This window comes from Vibrio cholerae (genome assembly GCF_008369605.1).
GTDB lineage: Bacteria > Pseudomonadota > Gammaproteobacteria > Enterobacterales > Vibrionaceae > Vibrio > Vibrio cholerae.
Map to the genome: position 1 here is coordinate 2,402,955 of NZ_CP043554.1, position 19,735 is coordinate 2,422,689.

At 49.7% G+C, this 19,735-nt stretch carries 15 protein-coding genes and 8 tRNA genes; 2 read left to right on the top strand and 21 right to left on the bottom strand.

Annotated features, from left to right (window positions below):
• Positions 1-5: 5 nt before the first annotated feature.
• The 20 genes from oadA to cysP all read right to left on the bottom strand — a co-directional run bounded on the left by oadA (position 6) and on the right by cysP (position 14,485).
• The gene (gene oadA / locus F0316_RS11100; RefSeq protein WP_172626018.1) at positions 6-1,793 is read right to left on the bottom strand and encodes a sodium-extruding oxaloacetate decarboxylase subunit alpha; all 1,788 of its coding nucleotides are present in this window, start codon (positions 1,791-1,793) and stop codon (positions 6-8) included.
• A 34-nt stretch (positions 1,794-1,827) separates the two neighbouring features.
• Positions 1,828-2,088: an oxaloacetate decarboxylase subunit gamma gene (locus F0316_RS11105; protein WP_148530947.1), complete on the bottom strand. Its 261-nt coding sequence runs from the start codon at positions 2,086-2,088 to the stop codon at positions 1,828-1,830.
• Between the two features lie 366 nt (positions 2,089-2,454).
• Positions 2,455-2,531, bottom strand: a tRNA-Arg gene (locus tag F0316_RS11110).
• A gap of 70 nt (positions 2,532-2,601) precedes the next feature.
• Positions 2,602-2,678 (bottom strand) — tRNA-Arg (locus tag F0316_RS11115).
• A gap of 55 nt (positions 2,679-2,733) precedes the next feature.
• Positions 2,734-2,810, bottom strand: a tRNA-Arg gene (locus F0316_RS11120).
• Between the two features lie 72 nt (positions 2,811-2,882).
• A tRNA-Arg gene (locus F0316_RS11125) sits at positions 2,883-2,959 on the bottom strand.
• A 55-nt stretch (positions 2,960-3,014) separates the two neighbouring features.
• A tRNA-Arg gene (locus tag F0316_RS11130) sits at positions 3,015-3,091 on the bottom strand.
• 66 nt (positions 3,092-3,157) lie between these two features.
• Positions 3,158-3,250, bottom strand: a tRNA-Ser gene (locus tag F0316_RS11135).
• A gap of 22 nt (positions 3,251-3,272) precedes the next feature.
• Positions 3,273-3,349 (bottom strand) — tRNA-Arg (locus tag F0316_RS11140).
• 33 nt (positions 3,350-3,382) lie between these two features.
• Positions 3,383-3,475: transfer RNA gene (locus F0316_RS11145), tRNA-Ser, on the bottom strand.
• Positions 3,476-3,656: 181 nt separating this feature from the next.
• On the bottom strand, positions 3,657-3,854 hold the full coding sequence (gene csrA, locus F0316_RS11150) for a carbon storage regulator CsrA (RefSeq protein ID WP_000906485.1): 198 nt from the start codon (positions 3,852-3,854) through the stop codon (positions 3,657-3,659).
• 91 nt (positions 3,855-3,945) lie between these two features.
• The gene (locus tag F0316_RS11155; RefSeq protein WP_001912545.1) at positions 3,946-5,133 is read right to left on the bottom strand and encodes an aspartate kinase; all 1,188 of its coding nucleotides are present in this window, start codon (positions 5,131-5,133) and stop codon (positions 3,946-3,948) included.
• Positions 5,134-5,336: 203 nt separating this feature from the next.
• On the bottom strand, positions 5,337-7,919 hold the full coding sequence (gene alaS / locus F0316_RS11160) for an alanine--tRNA ligase (protein WP_060780108.1): 2,583 nt from the start codon (positions 7,917-7,919) through the stop codon (positions 5,337-5,339).
• Between the two features lie 172 nt (positions 7,920-8,091).
• Positions 8,092-8,550 (bottom strand): recombination regulator RecX, encoded by a 459-nt coding sequence (recX, locus tag F0316_RS11165; protein WP_114776961.1) that lies wholly within the window; start codon positions 8,548-8,550, stop codon positions 8,092-8,094.
• Positions 8,551-8,682: 132 nt separating this feature from the next.
• Positions 8,683-9,747, bottom strand: a complete 1,065-nt coding sequence (gene recA, locus F0316_RS11170; RefSeq protein ID WP_001914087.1) for a recombinase RecA — start codon at positions 9,745-9,747, stop codon at positions 8,683-8,685.
• A 133-nt stretch (positions 9,748-9,880) separates the two neighbouring features.
• Entirely contained in the window at positions 9,881-10,387 is a 507-nt protein-coding gene (gene pncC, locus F0316_RS11175) for a nicotinamide-nucleotide amidase (protein ID WP_060780109.1), read from the bottom strand.
• Between the two features lie 166 nt (positions 10,388-10,553).
• The gene (locus F0316_RS11180) at positions 10,554-11,684 is read right to left on the bottom strand and encodes a sulfate/molybdate ABC transporter ATP-binding protein (protein WP_002051153.1); all 1,131 of its coding nucleotides are present in this window, start codon (positions 11,682-11,684) and stop codon (positions 10,554-10,556) included.
• Positions 11,681-12,544 carry a sulfate ABC transporter permease subunit CysW gene (gene cysW / locus F0316_RS11185; RefSeq protein WP_002031020.1) on the bottom strand — a complete coding sequence of 288 codons (864 nt, stop codon included), beginning with the start codon at positions 12,542-12,544 and terminating at the stop codon, positions 11,681-11,683. The genes F0316_RS11180 and cysW overlap by 4 nt, the downstream gene beginning before the upstream one ends.
• 11 nt (positions 12,545-12,555) lie before the next feature.
• Positions 12,556-13,407 (bottom strand): sulfate/thiosulfate ABC transporter permease CysT, encoded by an 852-nt coding sequence (gene cysT / locus F0316_RS11190; RefSeq protein ID WP_040073390.1) that lies wholly within the window; start codon positions 13,405-13,407, stop codon positions 12,556-12,558.
• Positions 13,408-13,483: 76 nt separating this feature from the next.
• Positions 13,484-14,485, bottom strand: a complete 1,002-nt coding sequence (gene cysP, locus F0316_RS11195; protein ID WP_149560479.1) for a thiosulfate ABC transporter substrate-binding protein CysP — start codon at positions 14,483-14,485, stop codon at positions 13,484-13,486.
• A gap of 383 nt (positions 14,486-14,868) precedes the next feature.
• Between cysP and cysM the strand changes: the two genes are divergently transcribed.
• Positions 14,869-15,756: a cysteine synthase CysM gene (cysM, locus tag F0316_RS11200; RefSeq protein WP_149560480.1), complete on the top strand. Its 888-nt coding sequence runs from the start codon at positions 14,869-14,871 to the stop codon at positions 15,754-15,756.
• Between the two features lie 267 nt (positions 15,757-16,023).
• Entirely contained in the window at positions 16,024-18,612 is a 2,589-nt protein-coding gene (gene mutS, locus F0316_RS11205; RefSeq protein WP_033838995.1) for a DNA mismatch repair protein MutS, read from the top strand.
• 93 nt (positions 18,613-18,705) lie between these two features.
• Here the strand turns inward: mutS and rpoS are convergent, their stop codons facing one another.
• Positions 18,706-19,713, bottom strand: coding sequence for an RNA polymerase sigma factor RpoS (gene rpoS, locus F0316_RS11210; protein ID WP_000116735.1), 1,008 nt, complete (start codon positions 19,711-19,713; stop codon positions 18,706-18,708).
• Positions 19,714-19,735 lie beyond the last annotated feature (22 nt).

The window sequence follows — 19,735 nt, forward strand, 5'->3', positions numbered from 1 at the left end:
TTCCCTTATGCCAAGCTCAGCAGTGATGCGCCAACGCGAACGCTGTCGCCTTCTTTGACATGCAGTTCCTGAATCATACCACTGCGCGCTGCACGGATTTCAGTTTCCATCTTCATCGCTTCTAACACGATAAGCACATCACCTTCTGCCACTTCATCGCCTTGTTCAACTTGGATTTTAAAGATGGTCCCCGCCAAAGGGGCAGCAACCGCTTCTGCGCCTTGAGTGGTTGTTGCAACCGTCGGTTTTAGTGCTGCTTTTTGGCCAGCGGGCACCACTGAGGTCAATTGACCTTGTGGACCCACTTCAACGTCATACACCACGCCGTCCACTTTCACACTGTAGCTCTCGATACCTGCTGCAGGTTTAGCGCTCGCAGGGGCGGTAGCCACCGGAGCGGGCTCTTTGCCGGGCGCAGGTTCAAACGCCTCTGGATTATGGCGATTTTTCAGGAATTTCAGGCCAACTTGTGGAAACAGCGCATAAGTCAGAACATCGTCTACCTGTGCATCCGCTAAGGTGATTTTTTCTACTTGCGCTTTTTCAAGCAGCTCTTTAGTGAGATGGTCAAGTTCATCTTGCAGCAGATCAGCAGGACGACAAGTAATCGCTTGTCCGCCTTCTAATACGCGCGCTTGCAGCTCTGCATTCACGCTAGCAGGCGTTGCACCGTATTCACCTTTAAGAACGCCTGCGGTTTCTTTGGTAATGCTCTTATAGCGCTCACCGGTTAACACGTTGATCACCGCTTGAGTGCCGACAATCTGCGAGGTAGGAGTCACTAACGGAATAAACCCAAGATCCTGACGAACGCGGGGGATCTCTTCCAATACCTCATCGATACGGTGCGCGGCACCTTGCTCTTTCAACTGGCTTTCCATATTGGTCAGCATGCCGCCAGGTACCTGCGCAATCAGAATGCGCGAATCAACACCTTTTAACTGACCTTCAAACTTGGCGTATTTTTTACGAACATCACGGAAGTAAGCCGCGATCGGTTCAAGTTGCTCCAATTTGAGTTGTGTATCACGTGGTGTATCCTGCAGCATAGCGACCACGGTTTCCGTGGGCGTATGGCCATAAGTCTGGCTCATTGAGGAAATCGCGGTATCAAGAATATCAATCCCCGCTTCCACCGCTTTGACTGCCGTAGCCGTAGATAAACCCGTTGTTGCGTGACAATGCAGCGCCAAAGGCACCGCGCAAGACTGCTTAATACGCGTGATTAACTCTTCGGCCTCATAAGGTTTGAGCAGACCCGACATGTCTTTGATACATAAAGAGTGGCAGCCGAGATCTTCAAGGCGCTTTGCTAAATCCACCCAAGTTTGCGTGTTGTGCACAGGGCTCGTGGTATAAGAGAGCGTTCCTTGCGCATGAGCGCCCACATCAATCGTCGCTTTTACCGCTTTTTCAAAATTGCGCACATCGTTCATCGCATCAAAAATACGGAATACATCCATGCCATTGGCATGGGCGCGCTCGACAAATTTCTCGACGACATCATCCGCGTAATGACGATAACCGAGTAAGTTTTGGCCGCGCAGTAACATCTGCATTGGGGTATTCGGCATCGCTTTTTTCAAAGCGCGTAGACGTTCCCATGGATCTTCGCCAAGGAAACGGATGCAAGCATCAAACGTCGCTCCACCCCAAGTTTCCAACGACCAGTAACCGATTTTATCCAGCTCAGCCGCGATCGGCAGCATATCTTCAATACGCATACGCGTAGCAAAGAGCGATTGGTGGGCGTCACGTAGGACGACATCGGTGATGGCTAATGGTTTAGACATGCTCATTAACTCCTTTTAATCCTTGTAATCCAGACTACTGTTTCGCTGTCGCACTGCGGTGCTGATGCACAGCCGCGGCGATTGCCGCCACGACTTGTGGACTAACGGAATCAGTGACTGATTGAACTTTTTGACTTTTCTTGGGCGTTGCAGCAGCCTCGGGTACCTCTTGCGGTATCACACGGGACATAAACTGAACGAGATAAACGAGAAGAGTAAGAAATAGGAATACCACAGCCATTCCGGTGACCATCAGAGTGGCGGCATCCAATAAGAGACTTCCAATATGTGTCATGTTGCTTCCTTTGCGTGTCATCCTGACATTCTTCGGTTTGTGCACATTTTTTGTGCTTAACGCAGAAGAAGTGGGATTATCTCGACTGAACAATAATTGTCAATTTGGTTACAAGCACTCTTTTAGCTCTGGCACAAACTGGAACAATAAATCATCACCTGAGATTGAAAACCAGCACAAGTGCAAAGCCAAGAGGCTGCTTTTTGACCGACTGAAGCTAACTTAGCGCGAAAGAGGGGCAAATACTGCGATGAAGTTAATATAGCGGGGAATATCCTTCACAAAACAATAAGTTGTAGCGCAAGGGTAAATGAGGTGTTTGCGAAATGTAAAAAAGCCCTGCATTTTCATGCAGGGCTTCTAATATGGCGCGCTCGAGAGGATTCGAACCTCTGACCGCCTGGTTCGTAGCCAGGTACTCTATCCAGCTGAGCTACGAGCGCGCAATGTTTAATGATTCGATACCGATACTCAGTATCAGGGTATTACCCTTCTCTCTTAACGAGATAAAAGTGGCGCGTCCGAGAGGATTCGAACCTCTGACCGCCTGGTTCGTAGCCAGGTACTCTATCCAGCTGAGCTACGGACGCGCAGGCTTTGAATGTTTTCACAATCGACTCCCGAAAATTCAGGAGCTTTAAATAGTGGCGCGCTCGAGAGGATTCGAACCTCTGACCGCCTGGTTCGTAGCCAGGTACTCTATCCAGCTGAGCTACGAGCGCGCAATGTTTAATGATTCGATACCGAAAAATCCAGTATCAGGGTATTACCCTTCTCTCTTGACGAAATAAAAGTGGCGCGTCCGAGAGGATTCGAACCTCTGACCGCCTGGTTCGTAGCCAGGTACTCTATCCAGCTGAGCTACGGACGCGCAGGCTTTGATTGTTTTCACAATCGACTCCCGAACATTCAGGAGCTTTAAATAGTGGCGCGCTCGAGAGGATTCGAACCTCTGACCGCCTGGTTCGTAGCCAGGTACTCTATCCAGCTGAGCTACGAGCGCGCAGGTTGTGAACTATATCACAAATATTTTCTTCTAGAACAAAAAAATTGACCATAGGCCAATAAATGGCGGTGAGGGAGGGATTCGAACCCTCGATACGGCTATAAACCGTATACTCCCTTAGCAGGGGAGCGCCTTCAGCCTCTCGGCCACCTCACCACTTTCATATTCCAGAAGAATATGGCGCGTCCGAGAGGATTCGAACCTCTGACCGCCTGGTTCGTAGCCAGGTACTCTATCCAGCTGAGCTACGGACGCGCTGTGGCTTATCGAAATAAGCATTGCAAGAAATGGCGGTGAAGGAGGGATTCGAACCCTCGATACGGCTATAAACCGTATACTCCCTTAGCAGGGGAGCGCCTTCAGCCTCTCGGCCACCTCACCGTCTTGCGGAGGCACATATTACGATTTACCAAAAATATGTCAAACACTTTCTTGGTGAAAACTCGGCAAAACAACTCAACCGTTGGCAAATTAACCAAAGCGCTGAGAATTTGCACTTTCTAAATAAAAACACGGGGATAAACAAAAAGGTCGGCGTTAACGGCCGACCTTTCTTCGATAATTAGTAGTTGCCAGACGCAACGCCACCATTACCTTTTTCAGCTTGAATGCGCATGTAGATTTCTTCACGGTGCACAGACACTTCTTTCGGTGCGTTTACACCGATACGGACTTGGTTACCTTTTACACCTAATACTGTCACGGTCACTTCGTCACCGATCATCAGGGTTTCGCCAACACGGCGAGTCAAAATAAGCATTCTTAGCTCCTTGAGTAATCTCTGTATTTTCTTGCAACCACACTATTATCCATCAAAAGTTATGACATCGTAAACTCTCAATGGTGCCCGTTTAACCTAAAAAGGTTTGTTTTAGACCAAACTCTTGAGGGATTTCCGACGTCACATAGGTCTCGTGCAAAATATTTGCCGCACGATCCACATTTGCAGGGTCTAACATTAGCATAGATGATTGTTCCGAGGCCGAGACATAACGCACATCGATGCCATGTTGCGCTAAGGTCTGACGTGCATGGGCAACTAATGCCCCGGCTTGTATACCGACCTTGGTGATGAGGCTCACGGGCTCTGAACCACGAATTTTATCTGCGCCGACTAATTGTAGCTTGGCATAAGCATCGCGTTTAATCACAAATGCACTATTGGTAGGCTCTTCAATGGTTGTGCAGACTTCAATGCCGAGCATTTGGCACTGCTTGATGATGCTTGGGAAAGATTCACTCTCCACTCTTATCAGCGCCATATCGCGCTGAAGAGCAATACCACATACTGCGTGAGTTGCGGCACTGCCTTTAATTAAACTGCCTTGGTTCACTTCAAAGGTAGAGAGCACTCTGAGTGGCACGGCATGCTTCCAAGCATACTGCACGCACGGTAGGTGCAACACTTTTGCGCCTTTGCGCGCCATCTCTTCCATGGAAGGAAAATCAATCACATCCAGCTTACGAGCACTTGGTACAATGCGTGGATCACAAGTGTATATCCCATCGACATCAGTGAATATTTGGCATTCGTCGGCATTCAGTGCCCCAGCCAATGCCACAGCACTGGTGTCTGAGCCACCACGGCCTAATGTAGTGATATCCCCATTTTCATTAATGCCCTGAAAACCCGCGACTATCACAATAAAATCTTGTTCTAGCAGCTCGGTAATCGTTCGAGTATCAATATGTTTAATCGTCGCGTCATTGTGTTGATTGTCCGTCACAATATTCGCTTGAGCTCCGGTTAGTGAGCGGGCGGCATAGCCCATTTTGTGCAGTGTCATTGCCACTAAGGCCATTGACACCTGCTCACCAGCAGAGAGCAAAACATCAAGTTCTCTAGCGTTTGGTACGCTATCTACTTGTTGAGCTAAACCCACCAGTCGATTGGTTTCCCCTGCCATGGCAGAGACCACTACGACAACTTGATTGCCATCATTCTTCGCCTTAATGATGTGTTCGGCTACGGTTTGCATTCTTTCTATTGAACCCACCGAAGTTCCGCCGAACTTTTGCACGATAAGGGGCTTTTTCACCAGTATTCACCTTCCCAAGACCAAAGTCTCATCGGGATCAAACTTGTTTAACTTACATGTCGAACAAGGTTTGATCGTTACCAAAATAAAACCAAGCGGCTAATTGGCTTAGTCTATATTTGCGCCAATTAAACCACTTGGTAGACCAGATAAAATTACGCTCAATCAACAAATATTGATTGAGCGTAATCTATTTATCACTGTTATAAACGCTCGGCAATCCAAGCGTCGACAGACTCTAAGGCCGATGGCAGAGCGTGAGCATCTGTCCCTCCAGCTTGAGCCATGTCTGGGCGGCCACCACCCTTACCACCGACTTGTAGTGCGACCATGTTGACCAGCTCACCCGCTTTGACTTTATTGGTCAAATCGTTGGTTACGCCCGCAATTAGGCCAACTTTGCCTTCAGCCACATTACCTAGCATGATGATGCCGCTGCTTAATTGGTTTTTGAGATCATCTACCATGCCACGTAGCGCTTTGTTGTCTGCACCGTTGAGCTGCGCAACCAGTACGTTAACACCCGCGATCTGCTTAACTTGGTTGATAAGACCCGCGCTCTCTTTCGCCGCCAGCTTATCTTTCAACTGTTGGATCTCTTTCTCCAGCAGTTTGGCTTTTGCCGCCATTTCAGACACTTTGGCATCATGCTGTGCTTGCTGTGCGTCGAGGTAATCTAATGCGCCTTCACCAGTCACCGCTTCAATACGGCGAATACCCGCAGCAATACCGCCTTCAGAGATGATTTTGAACAGGCCAATATCGCCTGTGTTGCTTGCGTGAATACCACCACACAGCTCAGTTGAGAAGTCGCCCATCGACAGTACGCGCACTTGGTCATCATATTTCTCACCAAACAGCGCCATCGCACCTTTCGCTTTCGCTTCATCAATATTCATGATGTTGGTTTCGATGTTGTGATTGTGGCGGATCTCTTGGTTCACCAAACGCTCCACTTCTTTGATCTCAGCGGACGTCATCGCTTCAAGATGAGAGAAGTCAAAGCGCAGGGTTTCCGCACGCACTAGAGAGCCTTTCTGCGCCACGTGTTCACCCAGCACTTTACGTAGTGCAGCATGCAACAAGTGAGTCGCAGAGTGGTTCAGCGAAATTGCCGCACGGCGCTTTTCATCGACGATGGCATCCACCTGATCGCCTGTCGCCAATACGCCTTGGGCGAGCACACCGTGATGCGCAATCGCGTTACCTAATTTTTGAGTATCTTCAACATGGAAAATACCTGCGTCGGTTTTCAAAACGCCAGTATCGCCGCATTGACCACCTGATTCTGCGTAGAATGGCGTGTTGTCTAGTACGATGATGGCTTTATCACCGGCTGACAGCGTAGAAACTTCCGCGCCCTCCACGAACATTTCGCGAACCACACTTTGGCCACGACTCGCCGTGTAACCGCAGAATTCGGTATTGGTGGCGGATTTGATCAGCGAATTATAATCCGTACCAAATTGGCCGGCTTCACGAGCGCGTTGACGCTGCTCTTCCATCGCTTGTTCAAAGCCCGCTTCATCAATGCTAAAGCCACGCTCACGCGCCACATCATTGGTTAAATCCGCAGGGAAACCATAGGTGTCGTAGAGTTTGAAGACGGTTTCACCATCCAGCACTTGGCCTGATAGTTGATCCAGCGCGTCATTCAGAATGCTCATGCCGCGATCCAACGTACGTCCAAAGTTTTCTTCTTCGATACGTAGCACTTTTTCAACCAGAGCTTGCTGCTTTTTCAGCTCAACGCCTGCAGTACCCATCACTTCCGCCAATGGTCCCACCAACTTGTGGAAGAATGCACCTTGCGCACCGAGCTTATTGCCATGACGAACGGCACGACGAATGATACGACGCAGTACATAACCACGACCTTCGTTAGACGGCATCACGCCATCCACAATCAAAAAGGCACATGAACGGATGTGATCCGCGACAACGCGCAGAGACTGGTTAGTCAGATCTTGGTAACCAATTGCGTCTGCGGCTGCTTTGATCAGCGTTTGGAATACGTCGATTTCGTAGTTGGAGTGCACGCCTTGCATGATCGCGGAAATACGCTCAATACCCATGCCCGTGTCCACAGACGGCTTAGGTAGCGGCTCCATCGTGCCATCCGCATGACGGTTGAACTGCATGAAAACGTTGTTCCAGATTTCGATAAAACGATCGCCATCTTCCTCAGGTGAGCCTGGAGGTCCACCCCAAATGTGGTCACCGTGGTCGTAGAAGATTTCAGTACATGGACCGCAAGGACCGGTGTCACCCATCTGCCAGAAGTTATCCGAATCGAACTTCTTGCCGCCTTTTTTATCGCCGATGCGAATAATGCGGTCAGCAGGAATGCCGACTTTTTTATTCCAAATATCAAAGGCTTCGTCATCGGTTTCATAAACCGTGACTAACAAGCGCTCTTTCGGCAGTTGCAGAACGTCAGTCAGAAACTCCCATGCATACTGGATCGCATCTTCTTTGAAATAGTCACCGAAACTGAAGTTACCCAGCATTTCGAAGAAAGTGTGGTGACGTGCGGTGAAACCGACGTTTTCTAGGTCGTTGTGCTTACCGCCCGCGCGGACACAACGTTGAGCGGTCGTGGCGCGAGTGTAGGCGCGCTTTTCCAAGCCCAAGAAACAGTCTTTAAATTGGTTCATCCCTGCGTTGGTAAACAGCAGGGTCGGATCGTTAGCAGGCACCAGAGAAGAACTTTCTACAATTTGGTGACCTTTGCTTTCAAAGAATGAGAGGAACGCGCGGCGCACCTCATCCGTGCTCATAAACATGCAGCTCTTCCTGAAATACTCAAGTTAGAATTTTGCGCTATTGTAAAGCAAGGATAACAGTTCGCCTAGTTTCTTCTCTTCAGCAAACTGAATGTGTGGCGAGCGGCAGCTCAACCAAGATGCATAAAATCCAGAGCGAGATTAATAAGCGGAATGTAGAGGGTGAAAGCGATTACTCATCACTCTCACTGGCTTGAAGCGCATAACGGATTTGCTCAAAGTTGAAACCACGGTACTGTAAGTACCGAACTTGTTTGGCGTATTGCGAGCGCTCGTGGCTGATGCCGCTTTTGAATTTCTTGTGTGCGACCTCTTTCGCTAGTTCAAACCAATCTATCGTTTGCTCGGCGAGGGCTTGCTCAATCACCTCTTCCGCGACCCGCTTTTCTTTGAGTTGCTGGCGCAAACGCTGCTCACCGTAACCTTTATGAACGATTTGTCGAGCCTGACTCGCTGCGTAACGGGCATCACTCAAATACCCTAGCTCTAAAACGTACTTCACAACCTCATCAATCACTTCTGTAGGATGACCTTTGAGGGCTAATTTTTGGTATAGCTCATATTCGCTATGATCGCGACGGCTCAGAAGTTGTAAGGCACTTTGTCGGCAAGTGGCTAAGTCGAAACTCATGGAACTCCCTATTAGGCTAACGGTGAGTTTTGAGTCACTCACTCAATTGGCAGCCAAAAAGAAGCCCTGCATTGCAGGGCTTCATTCACATCAAGATTGAGAGGCTGAACCTCTTTGCATTCAGCCTGCCGATTAAAACTCTTCTGGCACCGCGCCAAATTCGACGTCATCCGCCGCAGAAGATGATTCAGCGATCAGCTGCATGTTTTCTGGGTTTAACAGCATTTCACGCAGTTTTTTATCTAGAGTTTTCGCAATTTCTGGGTTTTCTTTCAGATACTTGCAGGCATTCGCTTTACCTTGGCCGATTTTATCGCCGTTATAGCTGTACCAAGCACCTGACTTTTCAACCATCTTGTGTTTCACACCAAGATCGATCAATTCACCTTCACGGTTGAAACCTTGGCCGTACATGATCTGAGTGTTGGCTTCTTTAAACGGTGCCGCAATCTTGTTCTTCACAACCTTGATACGGGTTTCGTTACCCACCACTTCTTCGCCTTCTTTGATTGCGCCAGTACGGCGAATATCCAAACGAACAGAAGCGTAGAATTTCAGTGCGTTACCGCCAGTGGTGGTTTCTGGGTTACCAAACATCACACCAATCTTCATACGAATTTGGTTGATGAAGATACACATACAGTTGGATTGCTTGAGGTTACCCGTCAGTTTACGCATCGCTTGCGACAACATACGCGCTTGCAGACCCATGTGGCTATCGCCCATTTCGCCTTCAATTTCCGCTTTTGGTGTCAAAGCCGCGACCGAGTCAACCACAATCACATCTACCGCACCAGAGCGAGCCAGTGCATCACAAATTTCCAGCGCTTGCTCGCCGGTATCAGGCTGAGAAACCAGCAGTTCATCGATATTCACGCCCAGTTTCTTGGCATAGACCGGATCCAACGCGTGCTCGGCATCGATAAACGCACAGGTTTTGCCTTCACGTTGCGCAGCAGCAATCAGTTCCAGAGTCAGTGTCGTTTTACCCGAAGATTCAGGGCCGAAAATCTCAACGATACGTCCCATTGGTAGGCCACCAGCACCCAACGCGATATCCAGAGACAGAGAACCGGTCGAAATGGTTTCTACATCCATCGCGCGGTTGTCGCCTAAGCGCATGATGGAGCCTTTACCAAATTGCTTTTCAATTTGACCGAGGGCGGCCGCAAGTGCCTTCTGTTTATTCTCGTCCATTACTCTCTCCGGATAGTCACTCTCAGGTGATAGGTAATTGTGTCGAAATCGGGTCGACGCTGATTTGTCATGTTGGGGCCCATTATACTGTTGATTTGTACAGTGTCCACCCCTGTATAGAAAAAAGTTTGGCTCAGTTAACGTTTTGAACCTGATCTGCTGCGAGATGTTCAATCAAGCTTTGCAACACATGCGCTATGGCTTGCTGACGCACTTGTTCGCGATCGCCTGCAAAATGGCAGGTTTCCACTTTAAGCCACCCTTGAACACTGACAAAGCCAAAGCAAACGGTGCCAACTGGCTTTTCTACGCTACCGCCACCGGGGCCTGCAATGCCGCTAATCGAAGCTGCTAGCGTAGCCCTTGAATGCAAGAGCGCACCAAGCGCCATCTCTTCAACGGTCTGTTCGGAAACCGCACCAAATTGTTGTAATGTTGCTTGCCGAACACCGAGCATTTCTTGTTTGGCTTCATTACTGTAAGTCACGAAGCTGCGATCAAACCATGCCGAACTTCCGGCCACTTCAGTCACCCAATAAGCCACACCACCGCCGGTGCAAGATTCTGCGCTAGCGAGGATCTGCTGCTGGTTAGCCAGTAGCCCTCCTAGCTGCTCACTCAAGGAATGCAGTGTTTTCATACGCTTGCCTCTCGCTTCTGTTTCATTGTGTCACTGGTATTTCATTTTGCTCGGTAAAACTGCAGGCTAAACTACCGAATTAGGCGCTAATTGCAATCGTCCCAAATAGAAAGAGTGCCCTTGGGCACTCTTTCTCGGTCTAATTTCAACCCTCGTATTTCAAGCATCAGATTTCAAACATCAAGCTACCCGGAGCCAAGAATGGCCAGCGTAGGACGCTCGGGCTACTTTGCCCTTCACTGGCAAAGAAATAGCCCACTTGCGGTGTGGCGAAGACTTGATCGCCGCGACTCAAGCGCTTTTCGCTTAAAGAACGATGTGAAAGTTTGGCTTCCCACAGCTCTTGGCTTTGCCAACCGACAGGCGCTAGCTCAACGCGCACTTCTGCCCCAACCGGGTTAATCGAGACCACTTCAAACGGCAATGAGGCTTGGCTGTTCTCTTTATCCGACAGCGCCAACTCATGGCTGCGCACATACAGCAAACCACTTTGACGCGTCGCGTCACTCTCTGGTGGCTGAATAAAGGCAGAGCCATTAACCCACTGACCATTTTGCCACTCACCCGCAAACTGATTAACGTTCCCAAAGAAATCAAATACAAAGCGGCTATTGGGCTGAGCGTAAAGCTCAACCGGCGAGTCGATCTGCTCAATGCGGCCATTACTCATCACCACCACGCGATCGGAAAGCTCCAACGCTTCATCCTGATCGTGAGTCACAAACACGCTGGTAAAGCCCAACTCGTCATGCAGACTACGTAACCAACGGCGCAGCTCTTTACGCACTTTGGCATCCAAAGCGCCAAACGGCTCATCCAACAGTAGCACTTCAGGTTGAGTTGCCAGTGCGCGAGCCAGTGCAATACGCTGTTTTTGACCACCAGAAAGCTGCTCTGGATAACGATGCGCCAAATGACCAAGCTGTACGATTTCAAGCAGTTGCTTCACGCGCTTTTGAATTTCCGCCGGATTTGGACGCTGAGCACGCTCCATCACCTGCAAGCCAAACGCTACGTTATCGGCCACCGTCATATGACGAAACAGCGCATAGTTTTGGAACACAAAGCCGACTCGGCGATCGCGCACATGCACATTGGTGACGTCACGATTTCGAAAATGAATCGTACCGGAATCCGCCCCTTCCAAACCGGCAATAATACGCAGCAAAGTGGTTTTTCCTGAACCAGATGGCCCTAACAAACCAATCATTTCACCATCTTCAATCTTGAGAGAAAGCGGGGCAAGCGCCTGAAACTGGCCAAAATGTTTAGAGATATTATCTAGACGAATGCTCATAAGGTTCCCTGCTCATTATGCTCGACCGCCTGAAGGCGCTCTTGACGCCACTCGACCAAAGCTTTCAGTAATAGTGTTAATAGGGCGATAAACGCCAGTAGCGAAGCGCTAGCAAAGGCCGCTTGCGATTGATAATCCTCGTACAGAAGCTGTACATGCAAAGGCAAGGTATTGGTTTCACCTCGAATGTTGCCTGAAACCACCGCTACCGCGCCAAACTCCCCCACCGCGCGAGCATTGGTGAGGATCACGCCATAAATCAGCGCCCACTTAATGTTAGGCAGAGTGACTCGGCGAAACAGTTGCCACCATGATGCGCCCAAAATCACTGCGGCTTCTTCATCCGAACGTCCTTGCTGCTGCATAAGTGGAATTAGCTCACGCGCCACAAACGGACAGGTCACAAACACAGTCACCAGTACAATGCCCGGCCAAGCAAACATGATTTGCAGATCGCGCTCATACAACCATTCGCCCAACCAGCCACTGGTGCCATAGAGCAGCAGGTAAAGTAGCCCCGCCACCACCGGAGAAACAGCGAACGGAATATCAATCAAGGTGATCAAAAACTTGCGACCAACAAATTCAAAACGGGTCACTAGCCAAGAGAGCAGCACACCAAACACCAGATTGATTGGCACTGTCAGTAGCGCCACCACCAGCGTTAACCCAATCGCGTGGCGCGTATCGGTGTCATTAAAGTAACTGAAATAAGCGCTAATGCCGTTGGCAAACGCTTGTTGGAAAATACTCAGCAGTGGGATCAGCAGCAGCACGGCCACCAATAGCAGAGCCAATGCGATCAAACTCCATTTCACCCACGGCTTTTCACCAACACGTAAAGGCTGAGAATGTGCCATACACTGATTCCTTATCGTCCGTGAATGCGACGCAGATAAGCGCCTTGCCAGAGGTTAATCATCAGCAGTAACAGAAGTGAAGTCAGCAGCACAACCGAGGCAATCGCACTCGCCGCTGGGAAATCAAACTCTTGCAGACGCACGAAGATCATTAACGAGGTAATTTCGCTGATGTAAGGCATGTTGCCAGCAATAAAGATCACCGCTCCGAACTCCCCTAAACTGCGCGTAAAAGACAACGCCGTTCCTACCAATAAAGCGGGTTTGAGTGAAGGGAGAATCACTTTCCAAAACACAGCAGCGTCGGATGCGCCTAACGTCATGCCCGCTTCTTCTTCTTCACGGGAAATTTCTTCTAACACAGGCTGAACCGTGCGCACCACAAAGGGAATACTGGTAAAAGCCATCGCCACAATAATACCAAGTGGCGTATAAGCGACCTTGATGCCTAACTCAGCAAGTACACTACCAATCCAACCATTGGCCGAATACAGCGTTGCCAAGGTAATCCCAGCCACCGCGGTGGGCAGCGCAAAAGGAAGATCGACCAGCGCATCAAGAATACGTTTGCCGGGAAAAGTGTAACGCACCAACACCCAAGCAAGCAGCAAACCAAACAAGCCATTAAACAGTGAAGCAATCAAGGCCGAGCCAACCGTCACTTTATAACTTGCCACCACACGAGGGTCGGCAATCACTTGCCAATACTCGTTAAAGGTCATGTTGCTGGTCTGCATGATAAGCCCAGTGGCAGGCAGCAGCAGAATCAAGCTGACAAACAGCAAAGAGACACCGAGGCTCAACGCAAAACCGGGTAAAACCCGTTGCTGGCGCGGGCGAGAGTGTGCAAGCGTTTGACCCATAAAACCTCTTTCGATACATCAGGGTGGAATTAAGGTTGCCCATCCATTGGGCAACCTAGAGAAATGTCAGACAAGATTAGCGGCGCAGCAGTTGATCCAATTTAGACCCATTCGCGAACTGGGTTTTCATCGCTTGCTCCCAGCCACCGGCGATCCCTTCCACAGTCAGCAATTCAACGGCGGGAAAACGCTCAGCAAACTCAGCTTGTACCTTGGCATCGTGCACACGGTAGTTAAATTCTGCAAGCAAACGCTGTGCTGGCTCACTGTACAGGTATGAAACGTATTCGGTCGCCACATCATAAGTCCCATTACGTTTTGCCACTTTCTCCACTACCGCGACTGGGAATTCAGCCAAAATCGAGGTTTTCGGAACCACCACTTGGTAATCATCCGCACCGTATTGCTGACGAATGTTATTCACTTCCGATTCAAAGGTGATCAGCACATCGCCAATCCCACGCTCAACGAATGATGTGGTTGCACCACGACCGCCAGTATCAAATACCGCGACGTTAGCCAGAAACTTCTTCAAAAACTCATCTTGCTGCGCTTGGTTATCCTGACCAAATTGTTTTTGTGCAAAGCCTAGCGCTGCCAAGTAGGTGTAACGCGCATTACCTGAGGTTTTCGGGTTCGGGAACACACTTTTCACATCATCACGTATCAAATCACTCCAATCTTGGATGTTCTTTGGGTTGCCTTTGCGCACCAAAAATGCGGTGGTGGAGTAATAAGGCGAGCTCGCGTTTGGTAGCAGGGTTTGCCAGTTTGCTGGGATCAGCTTGCCTTTGTCGTGCAGAATTTGCACATCGGTCACTTGGTTAAACGTCACCACATCTGCCGCTAGGCCTTGCAGAATAGAACGCGCTTGAGCCGATGATCCAGCGTGCGACTGTTTAATTTCGACCGTCTTCCCTGTTTTTTGTTGCCAATGCTCAGCAAACACAGGGTTGTAAGCCACAAACAGCTCACGAGCAATATCATAAGATGAGTTGAGAATGGTTTGATCAGCCGCAGAGGCTTGGAACGAGCCTGCTAGCAGTAACGCTGTTAATGTCGATTTAATTCGGTTCATGTTGTTCTACTCCAGAATCACAAGTGCCAAGATGGCTTCCTTTATGCTGCTAGATTATGAGGAAAATCGTTTATAAAAAAGAACATTAATAGAACGTTTTGGAATAATTTCTAGCAATAAATTGTATGCCGAAGATAAAGTCGTTCTTATACTGCTGACATGAAAATAACGCCGCTGGCAAAGAGCCGTCTTACGCTTGCGCCGTCAATCAACAGAAGCTTTATACCCAAACAACTTGGAGTTGCAGGTAGGCGGCAAGTGAGTGAGTCCCCATGAGCATAGATAGACTATGTGATTGGGGTGAACAAACGTAGCCAACACCGCTGCAGCTTCAAGTAGGAAGGGTATATCGGTTGTCACTATTAGAATAGAAGGATCGCTCTGTGTCTGATTTCCCCACTCTTGAAGATTATGTAGGTCAAACGCCCTTGGTGCGTTTACAGCGCCTCAATGCAGGCCGCTCTACAGTATTGGTGAAGCTCGAAGGCAATAATCCAGCGGGTTCCGTGAAAGATAGACCAGCGCTTAATATGATTGTGCAAGCCGAAGCGCGCGGCAGTTTGCAGCCCGGCGATACCATTATTGAAGCCACCAGTGGTAATACTGGCATAGCGTTGGCTATGGCTTCCGCCATCAAAGGCTACAAGATGATTCTGATCATGCCCGATAACGCCACTCAAGAGCGCAAAGATTCGATGCGCGCGTATGGCGCTGAGCTGATTTTGGTTAGCAAAGAACAAGGGATGGAAGGCGCACGCGATTTAGCCTTACAGATGCAGCAAGAAGGCAAAGGTAAGGTATTGGATCAATTCAATAACTTGGATAACCCTGACGCGCATTTTCGCACAACCGGGCCGGAAATCTGGCAGCAAAGCCAAGGTAAAATCACCCATTTTGTTTCGAGCATGGGCACCACAGGCACCATCATGGGCGTCTCTCGCTACCTGAAACAGCAAAATCCGCAGATCCAGATCATCGGCTTACAACCCTCGGAAGGCAGTGCGATTCCCGGTATTCGCCGTTGGCCACAAGCCTACCTCCCCGGCATTTTTGATGCTGCACGAGTCGATCAGGTGCTGGACGTGACTCAAACTGACGCCGAACAGACCGCACGCGCCCTTGCGCGTGAAGAAGGAATTTGCGCCGGCGTCAGCTCTGGCGGAGCCGTGTTTGCCGCTTTGCAGATTGCCCAGCAAAATCCGGGATCCGTAGTGGTAGCGATTGTGTGCGATCGTGGCGACCGTTATCTATCATCAGGATTATTTTCCTAACTGAGCTTTCCGACACTCGGCTTAGGCTGAGTGTCGAAACCGGTTTGACTTGGTATCCATATCACGCTCCCTACGCGCTTTTCAGTAAACCTCTTGCGGCGATGGCCTGATGAGCCTTAAGGTCATCACCATGCAAAGCAAGAGCTCAATTGCCCCGCCCTAGTCAGGTTTGCTATTCTCTGTAACCGTTTTTAAGTGACCCATGCCCGCCTTGTGATGAAATGCCGCAAGGCCTGCGCAGATGATGATAAGCAGCGATATAAGATTATGATGAAATCGAACGCCTCACCGAGCGAGTCTCTTTCGCACCACACCCCGATGATGCAACAGTATTTAAGACTCAAGGCGGAAAACCCAGATATTCTGCTGTTCTATCGCATGGGTGATTTTTACGAACTGTTTTATGACGATGCCAAACGCGCCTCTGAGCTGCTGGACATTTCCTTAACCAAACGTGGCGCATCGGCGGGTGAACCCATTCCTATGGCGGGTGTGCCTTTCCATGCGGTGGAAGGTTATTTAGCGAAACTCGTCCAGATGGGAGAGTCGGTCGCGATCTGCGAACAGATTGGCGACCCAGCCACCAGCAAAGGCCCCGTTGAGCGCAAAGTAGTGCGGATTGTGACACCGGGAACGGTGACCGATGAAGCCCTGCTCTCAGAGCGAGTCGATAACCTGATCGCGGCGATTTATCACCATAACGGCCGCTTTGGCTACGCGACCATGGATATCACCTCCGGCCGTTTTCAGCTCAGTGAACCGCAAACCGAAGAAGAGATGGCGGCAGAACTGCAACGCACTTCGCCTCGTGAACTCTTGTTTCCTGAAGATTTTTCGCCAGTGCATCTAATGGCAAGCCGCCAAGGCAACCGCCGTCGCCCGATTTGGGAATTTGAGCTCGATACTGCGAAACAGCAGCTCAACCAGCAATTTGGCACGCGCGATCTGGTTGGCTTTGGGGTTGAGCAAGCAAAACTTGGCTTGTGCGCTGCAGGCTGCTTGATCCAATACGTGAAAGATACTCAGCGTACTGCTTTGCCACACATTCGGTCATTGACTTGGGATCGCCAAGATCAATCGGTGATTTTGGATGCCGCGACGCGGCGCAACCTTGAGCTCACTCATAACTTGGCGGGTGGAACAGATAACACGCTTGCAGAAGTACTCGACCATTGTGCGACCCCTATGGGCAGTCGTATGCTCAAACGTTGGATCCACCAACCGATGCGCGATAACGCCACCCTCAATCAGCGTTTAGATGCGATCACTGAGCTCAAAGAAACCGCTTTGTATGGGGAACTGCATCCCGTGCTCAAACAGATTGGCGATATTGAACGGATCCTCGCCCGTCTAGCGCTGCGCTCAGCGCGGCCGCGCGATTTAGCTCGCCTACGCCACGCCATGCAGCAGTTACCAGAATTGCACTCGGTCATGAGCGAGCTTAAGCAGCCTCACCTTACCGAGCTACGCACTCATGCCGAGCCGATGAATGAATTGTGCGATTTACTCGAACGTGCGATCAAAGAAAACCCACCCGTGGTGATTCGTGATGGCGGTGTCATTGCTGATGGTTACAGTGCCGAACTGGATGAATGGCGCGATTTAGCCAATGGCGCAACCGAATTTCTGGAACGCTTGGAAGCCGAAGAGCGCGATCGTCACGGCATTGATACCCTGAAAGTGGGTTATAACAATGTGCACGGTTTCTACATTCAAGTGAGCCGGGGGCAGAGCCATTTAGTGCCTCCCCACTATGTACGCCGTCAAACCTTAAAAAATGCTGAGCGTTACATCATCGAAGAACTTAAACAGCATGAAGATAAAGTGCTCAATTCTAAGTCTCGTGCTTTAGCGTTAGAAAAACAGCTGTGGGAAGAGTTGTTCGATTTGCTGTTGCCGCATCTTGAGCAGCTGCAACAACTGGCGGCTTCCGTTGCTCAATTGGATGTGCTGCAAAACCTCGCAGAGCGCGCAGAAAACTTGGAATATTGTCGCCCAACGCTGGTTCAAGAAGCGGGCATTCACATCCAAGGTGGTCGCCACCCTGTGGTAGAGCGAGTAATGAATGAGCCGTTTATCGCCAACCCGATCGAACTTAATCCACAGCGACGCATGCTGATCATTACTGGCCCGAATATGGGCGGTAAATCGACTTACATGCGTCAAACCGCCTTGATTGCACTGATGGCGCATATCGGCAGTTATGTGCCGGCTGAAAGTGCGTCAATCGGCCCACTGGATCGTATTTTTACCCGTATCGGTGCTTCGGACGATCTCGCCTCTGGTCGCTCAACCTTTATGGTGGAGATGACGGAGACCGCCAATATTTTGCACAATGCGACCCGTAACAGCTTGGTGTTGATGGATGAGATTGGCCGCGGTACCAGTACTTATGACGGACTCTCGCTCGCTTGGGCGAGTGCCGAGTGGCTTGCCAAAGAGATTGGTGCCATGACGCTGTTTGCCACTCACTATTTTGAGTTAACCGAACTGCCGAATGTGTTACCTCATCTAGCGAATGTCCATTTAGACGCGGTTGAACATGGTGATGGCATCGCCTTTATGCACGCAGTGCAAGAGGGTGCCGCGAGTAAATCGTATGGTTTAGCCGTAGCAGGACTGGCTGGCGTACCCAAGCCCGTGATTAAAAATGCGCGCGCCAAGTTACAACAACTTGAGCTATTAAGCTCACAACCTGCCGAGACTCGTAAGCCAAGCCGCGTCGATATTGCCAACCAGTTGAGCTTAATTCCTGAGCCAAGTGCCATTGAGCAAGCCTTGGCAGGCGTAGATCCTGACCAGCTCACACCTCGCCAAGCTCTGGATATGCTCTATCAATTGAAAAAGCTGCTTTAGTTATCGCCCATATCTCAAGCATGAAATCTACAGATTCCAGAAACAACAAGGCACCCCACCGGGTGCCTTAGTTTTGGATGAGTCTGGAAAAAATTAGTTGTCGTATTCGACGTTAAACAGCGCTTCCATATTCAAACCTTGTTTCACCAAAATCTCACGCAGACGACGTAGACCTTCCACTTGGATTTGGCGAACACGCTCACGAGTGAGATTGATCTCACGACCCACTTCTTCCAAGGTCGATGGTTCATAGCCAAGAAGCCCAAAGCGACGCGCAAGCACTTCTTTTTGCTTTGGATTAAGTTCATCCAACCAGTTGAGCAGCGATTCACGAATGTCATCATCTTGAGTTGAAAACTCAGGATCGGCATTGTGTGAGTCTGGCAAAATATCCAGCAGTGCCTTATCTCCATCACCACCAATTGGCGTATCCACTGAGCTGATCCGTTCGTTAAGACGCAGCATTTTAGTGACATCATCGACAGGTCGGTCTAACTCAAGAGCAATTTCTTCTGGTGTAGGTTCGTGGTCAAGGCGCTGTGATAATTCGCGAGCAGTACGCAAATAAATGTTCAGCTCTTTGACGACATGAATCGGTAGACGAATGGTGCGTGTTTGGTTCATCAGCGCACGTTCAATGGTTTGACGGATCCACCATGTTGCGTAGGTAGAGAAGCGGAAACCGCGTTCTGGATCGAATTTCTCAACCGCACGGATCAGACCAAGATTACCTTCTTCAATCAGATCGAGCAGTGCTAATCCTCGGTTGCTGTAACGGCGTGAAATTTTTACCACCAGACGCAAGTTACTTTCAATCATGCGTTTACGTGCGGCTTCATCACCACGTAAGGCACGACGAGCATAAAGCACTTCTTCTTCGGCAGTAAGGAGCGGTGAAAAACCAATTTCGCTGAGATACATCTGGGTCGCATCAAGACTTTTCGCAGAAGCATCAAACTCTTCACGAACGTCTTCACTTGCCCCTTCAACAGCAACTAATTCTTCATCACTGGCGAGCTCGGCATCAGTTTCTAGCACTTCCAGTGCTTCATCTTCAAAATCGAACTCTTCTACTTTGGTTACGGTATTGCTGACACTCATAGCGGCCTCCCCCTGGCAACTT

Excerpts from the sequence above, each read along its gene's own strand:
- pncC (WP_060780109.1), bottom strand. The coding sequence starts at position 10,387 with ATGAAAACACTGCATTCCTTGAGTGAGCAGCTAGGAGGGCTACTGGCT.
- F0316_RS11105 (WP_148530947.1), bottom strand. The coding sequence starts at position 2,088 with ATGACACATATTGGAAGTCTCTTATTGGATGCCGCCACTCTGATGGTC.
- recX (WP_114776961.1), bottom strand. The coding sequence starts at position 8,550 with ATGAGTTTCGACTTAGCCACTTGCCGACAAAGTGCCTTACAACTTCTG.
- recA (WP_001914087.1), bottom strand. The coding sequence starts at position 9,747 with ATGGACGAGAATAAACAGAAGGCACTTGCGGCCGCCCTCGGTCAAATT.
- alaS (WP_060780108.1), bottom strand. The coding sequence starts at position 7,919 with ATGTTTATGAGCACGGATGAGGTGCGCCGCGCGTTCCTCTCATTCTTT.
- cysT (WP_040073390.1), bottom strand. The coding sequence starts at position 13,407 with ATGGGTCAAACGCTTGCACACTCTCGCCCGCGCCAGCAACGGGTTTTA.
- cysW (WP_002031020.1), bottom strand. The coding sequence starts at position 12,544 with ATGGCACATTCTCAGCCTTTACGTGTTGGTGAAAAGCCGTGGGTGAAA.
- oadA (WP_172626018.1), bottom strand. The coding sequence starts at position 1,793 with ATGTCTAAACCATTAGCCATCACCGATGTCGTCCTACGTGACGCCCAC.
- mutS (WP_033838995.1), top strand. The coding sequence starts at position 16,024 with ATGATGAAATCGAACGCCTCACCGAGCGAGTCTCTTTCGCACCACACC.
- cysP (WP_149560479.1), bottom strand. The coding sequence starts at position 14,485 with ATGAACCGAATTAAATCGACATTAACAGCGTTACTGCTAGCAGGCTCG.
- F0316_RS11180 (WP_002051153.1), bottom strand. The coding sequence starts at position 11,684 with ATGAGCATTCGTCTAGATAATATCTCTAAACATTTTGGCCAGTTTCAG.
- rpoS (WP_000116735.1), bottom strand. The coding sequence starts at position 19,713 with ATGAGTGTCAGCAATACCGTAACCAAAGTAGAAGAGTTCGATTTTGAA.
- csrA (WP_000906485.1), bottom strand. The coding sequence starts at position 3,854 with ATGCTTATTTTGACTCGCCGTGTTGGCGAAACCCTGATGATCGGTGAC.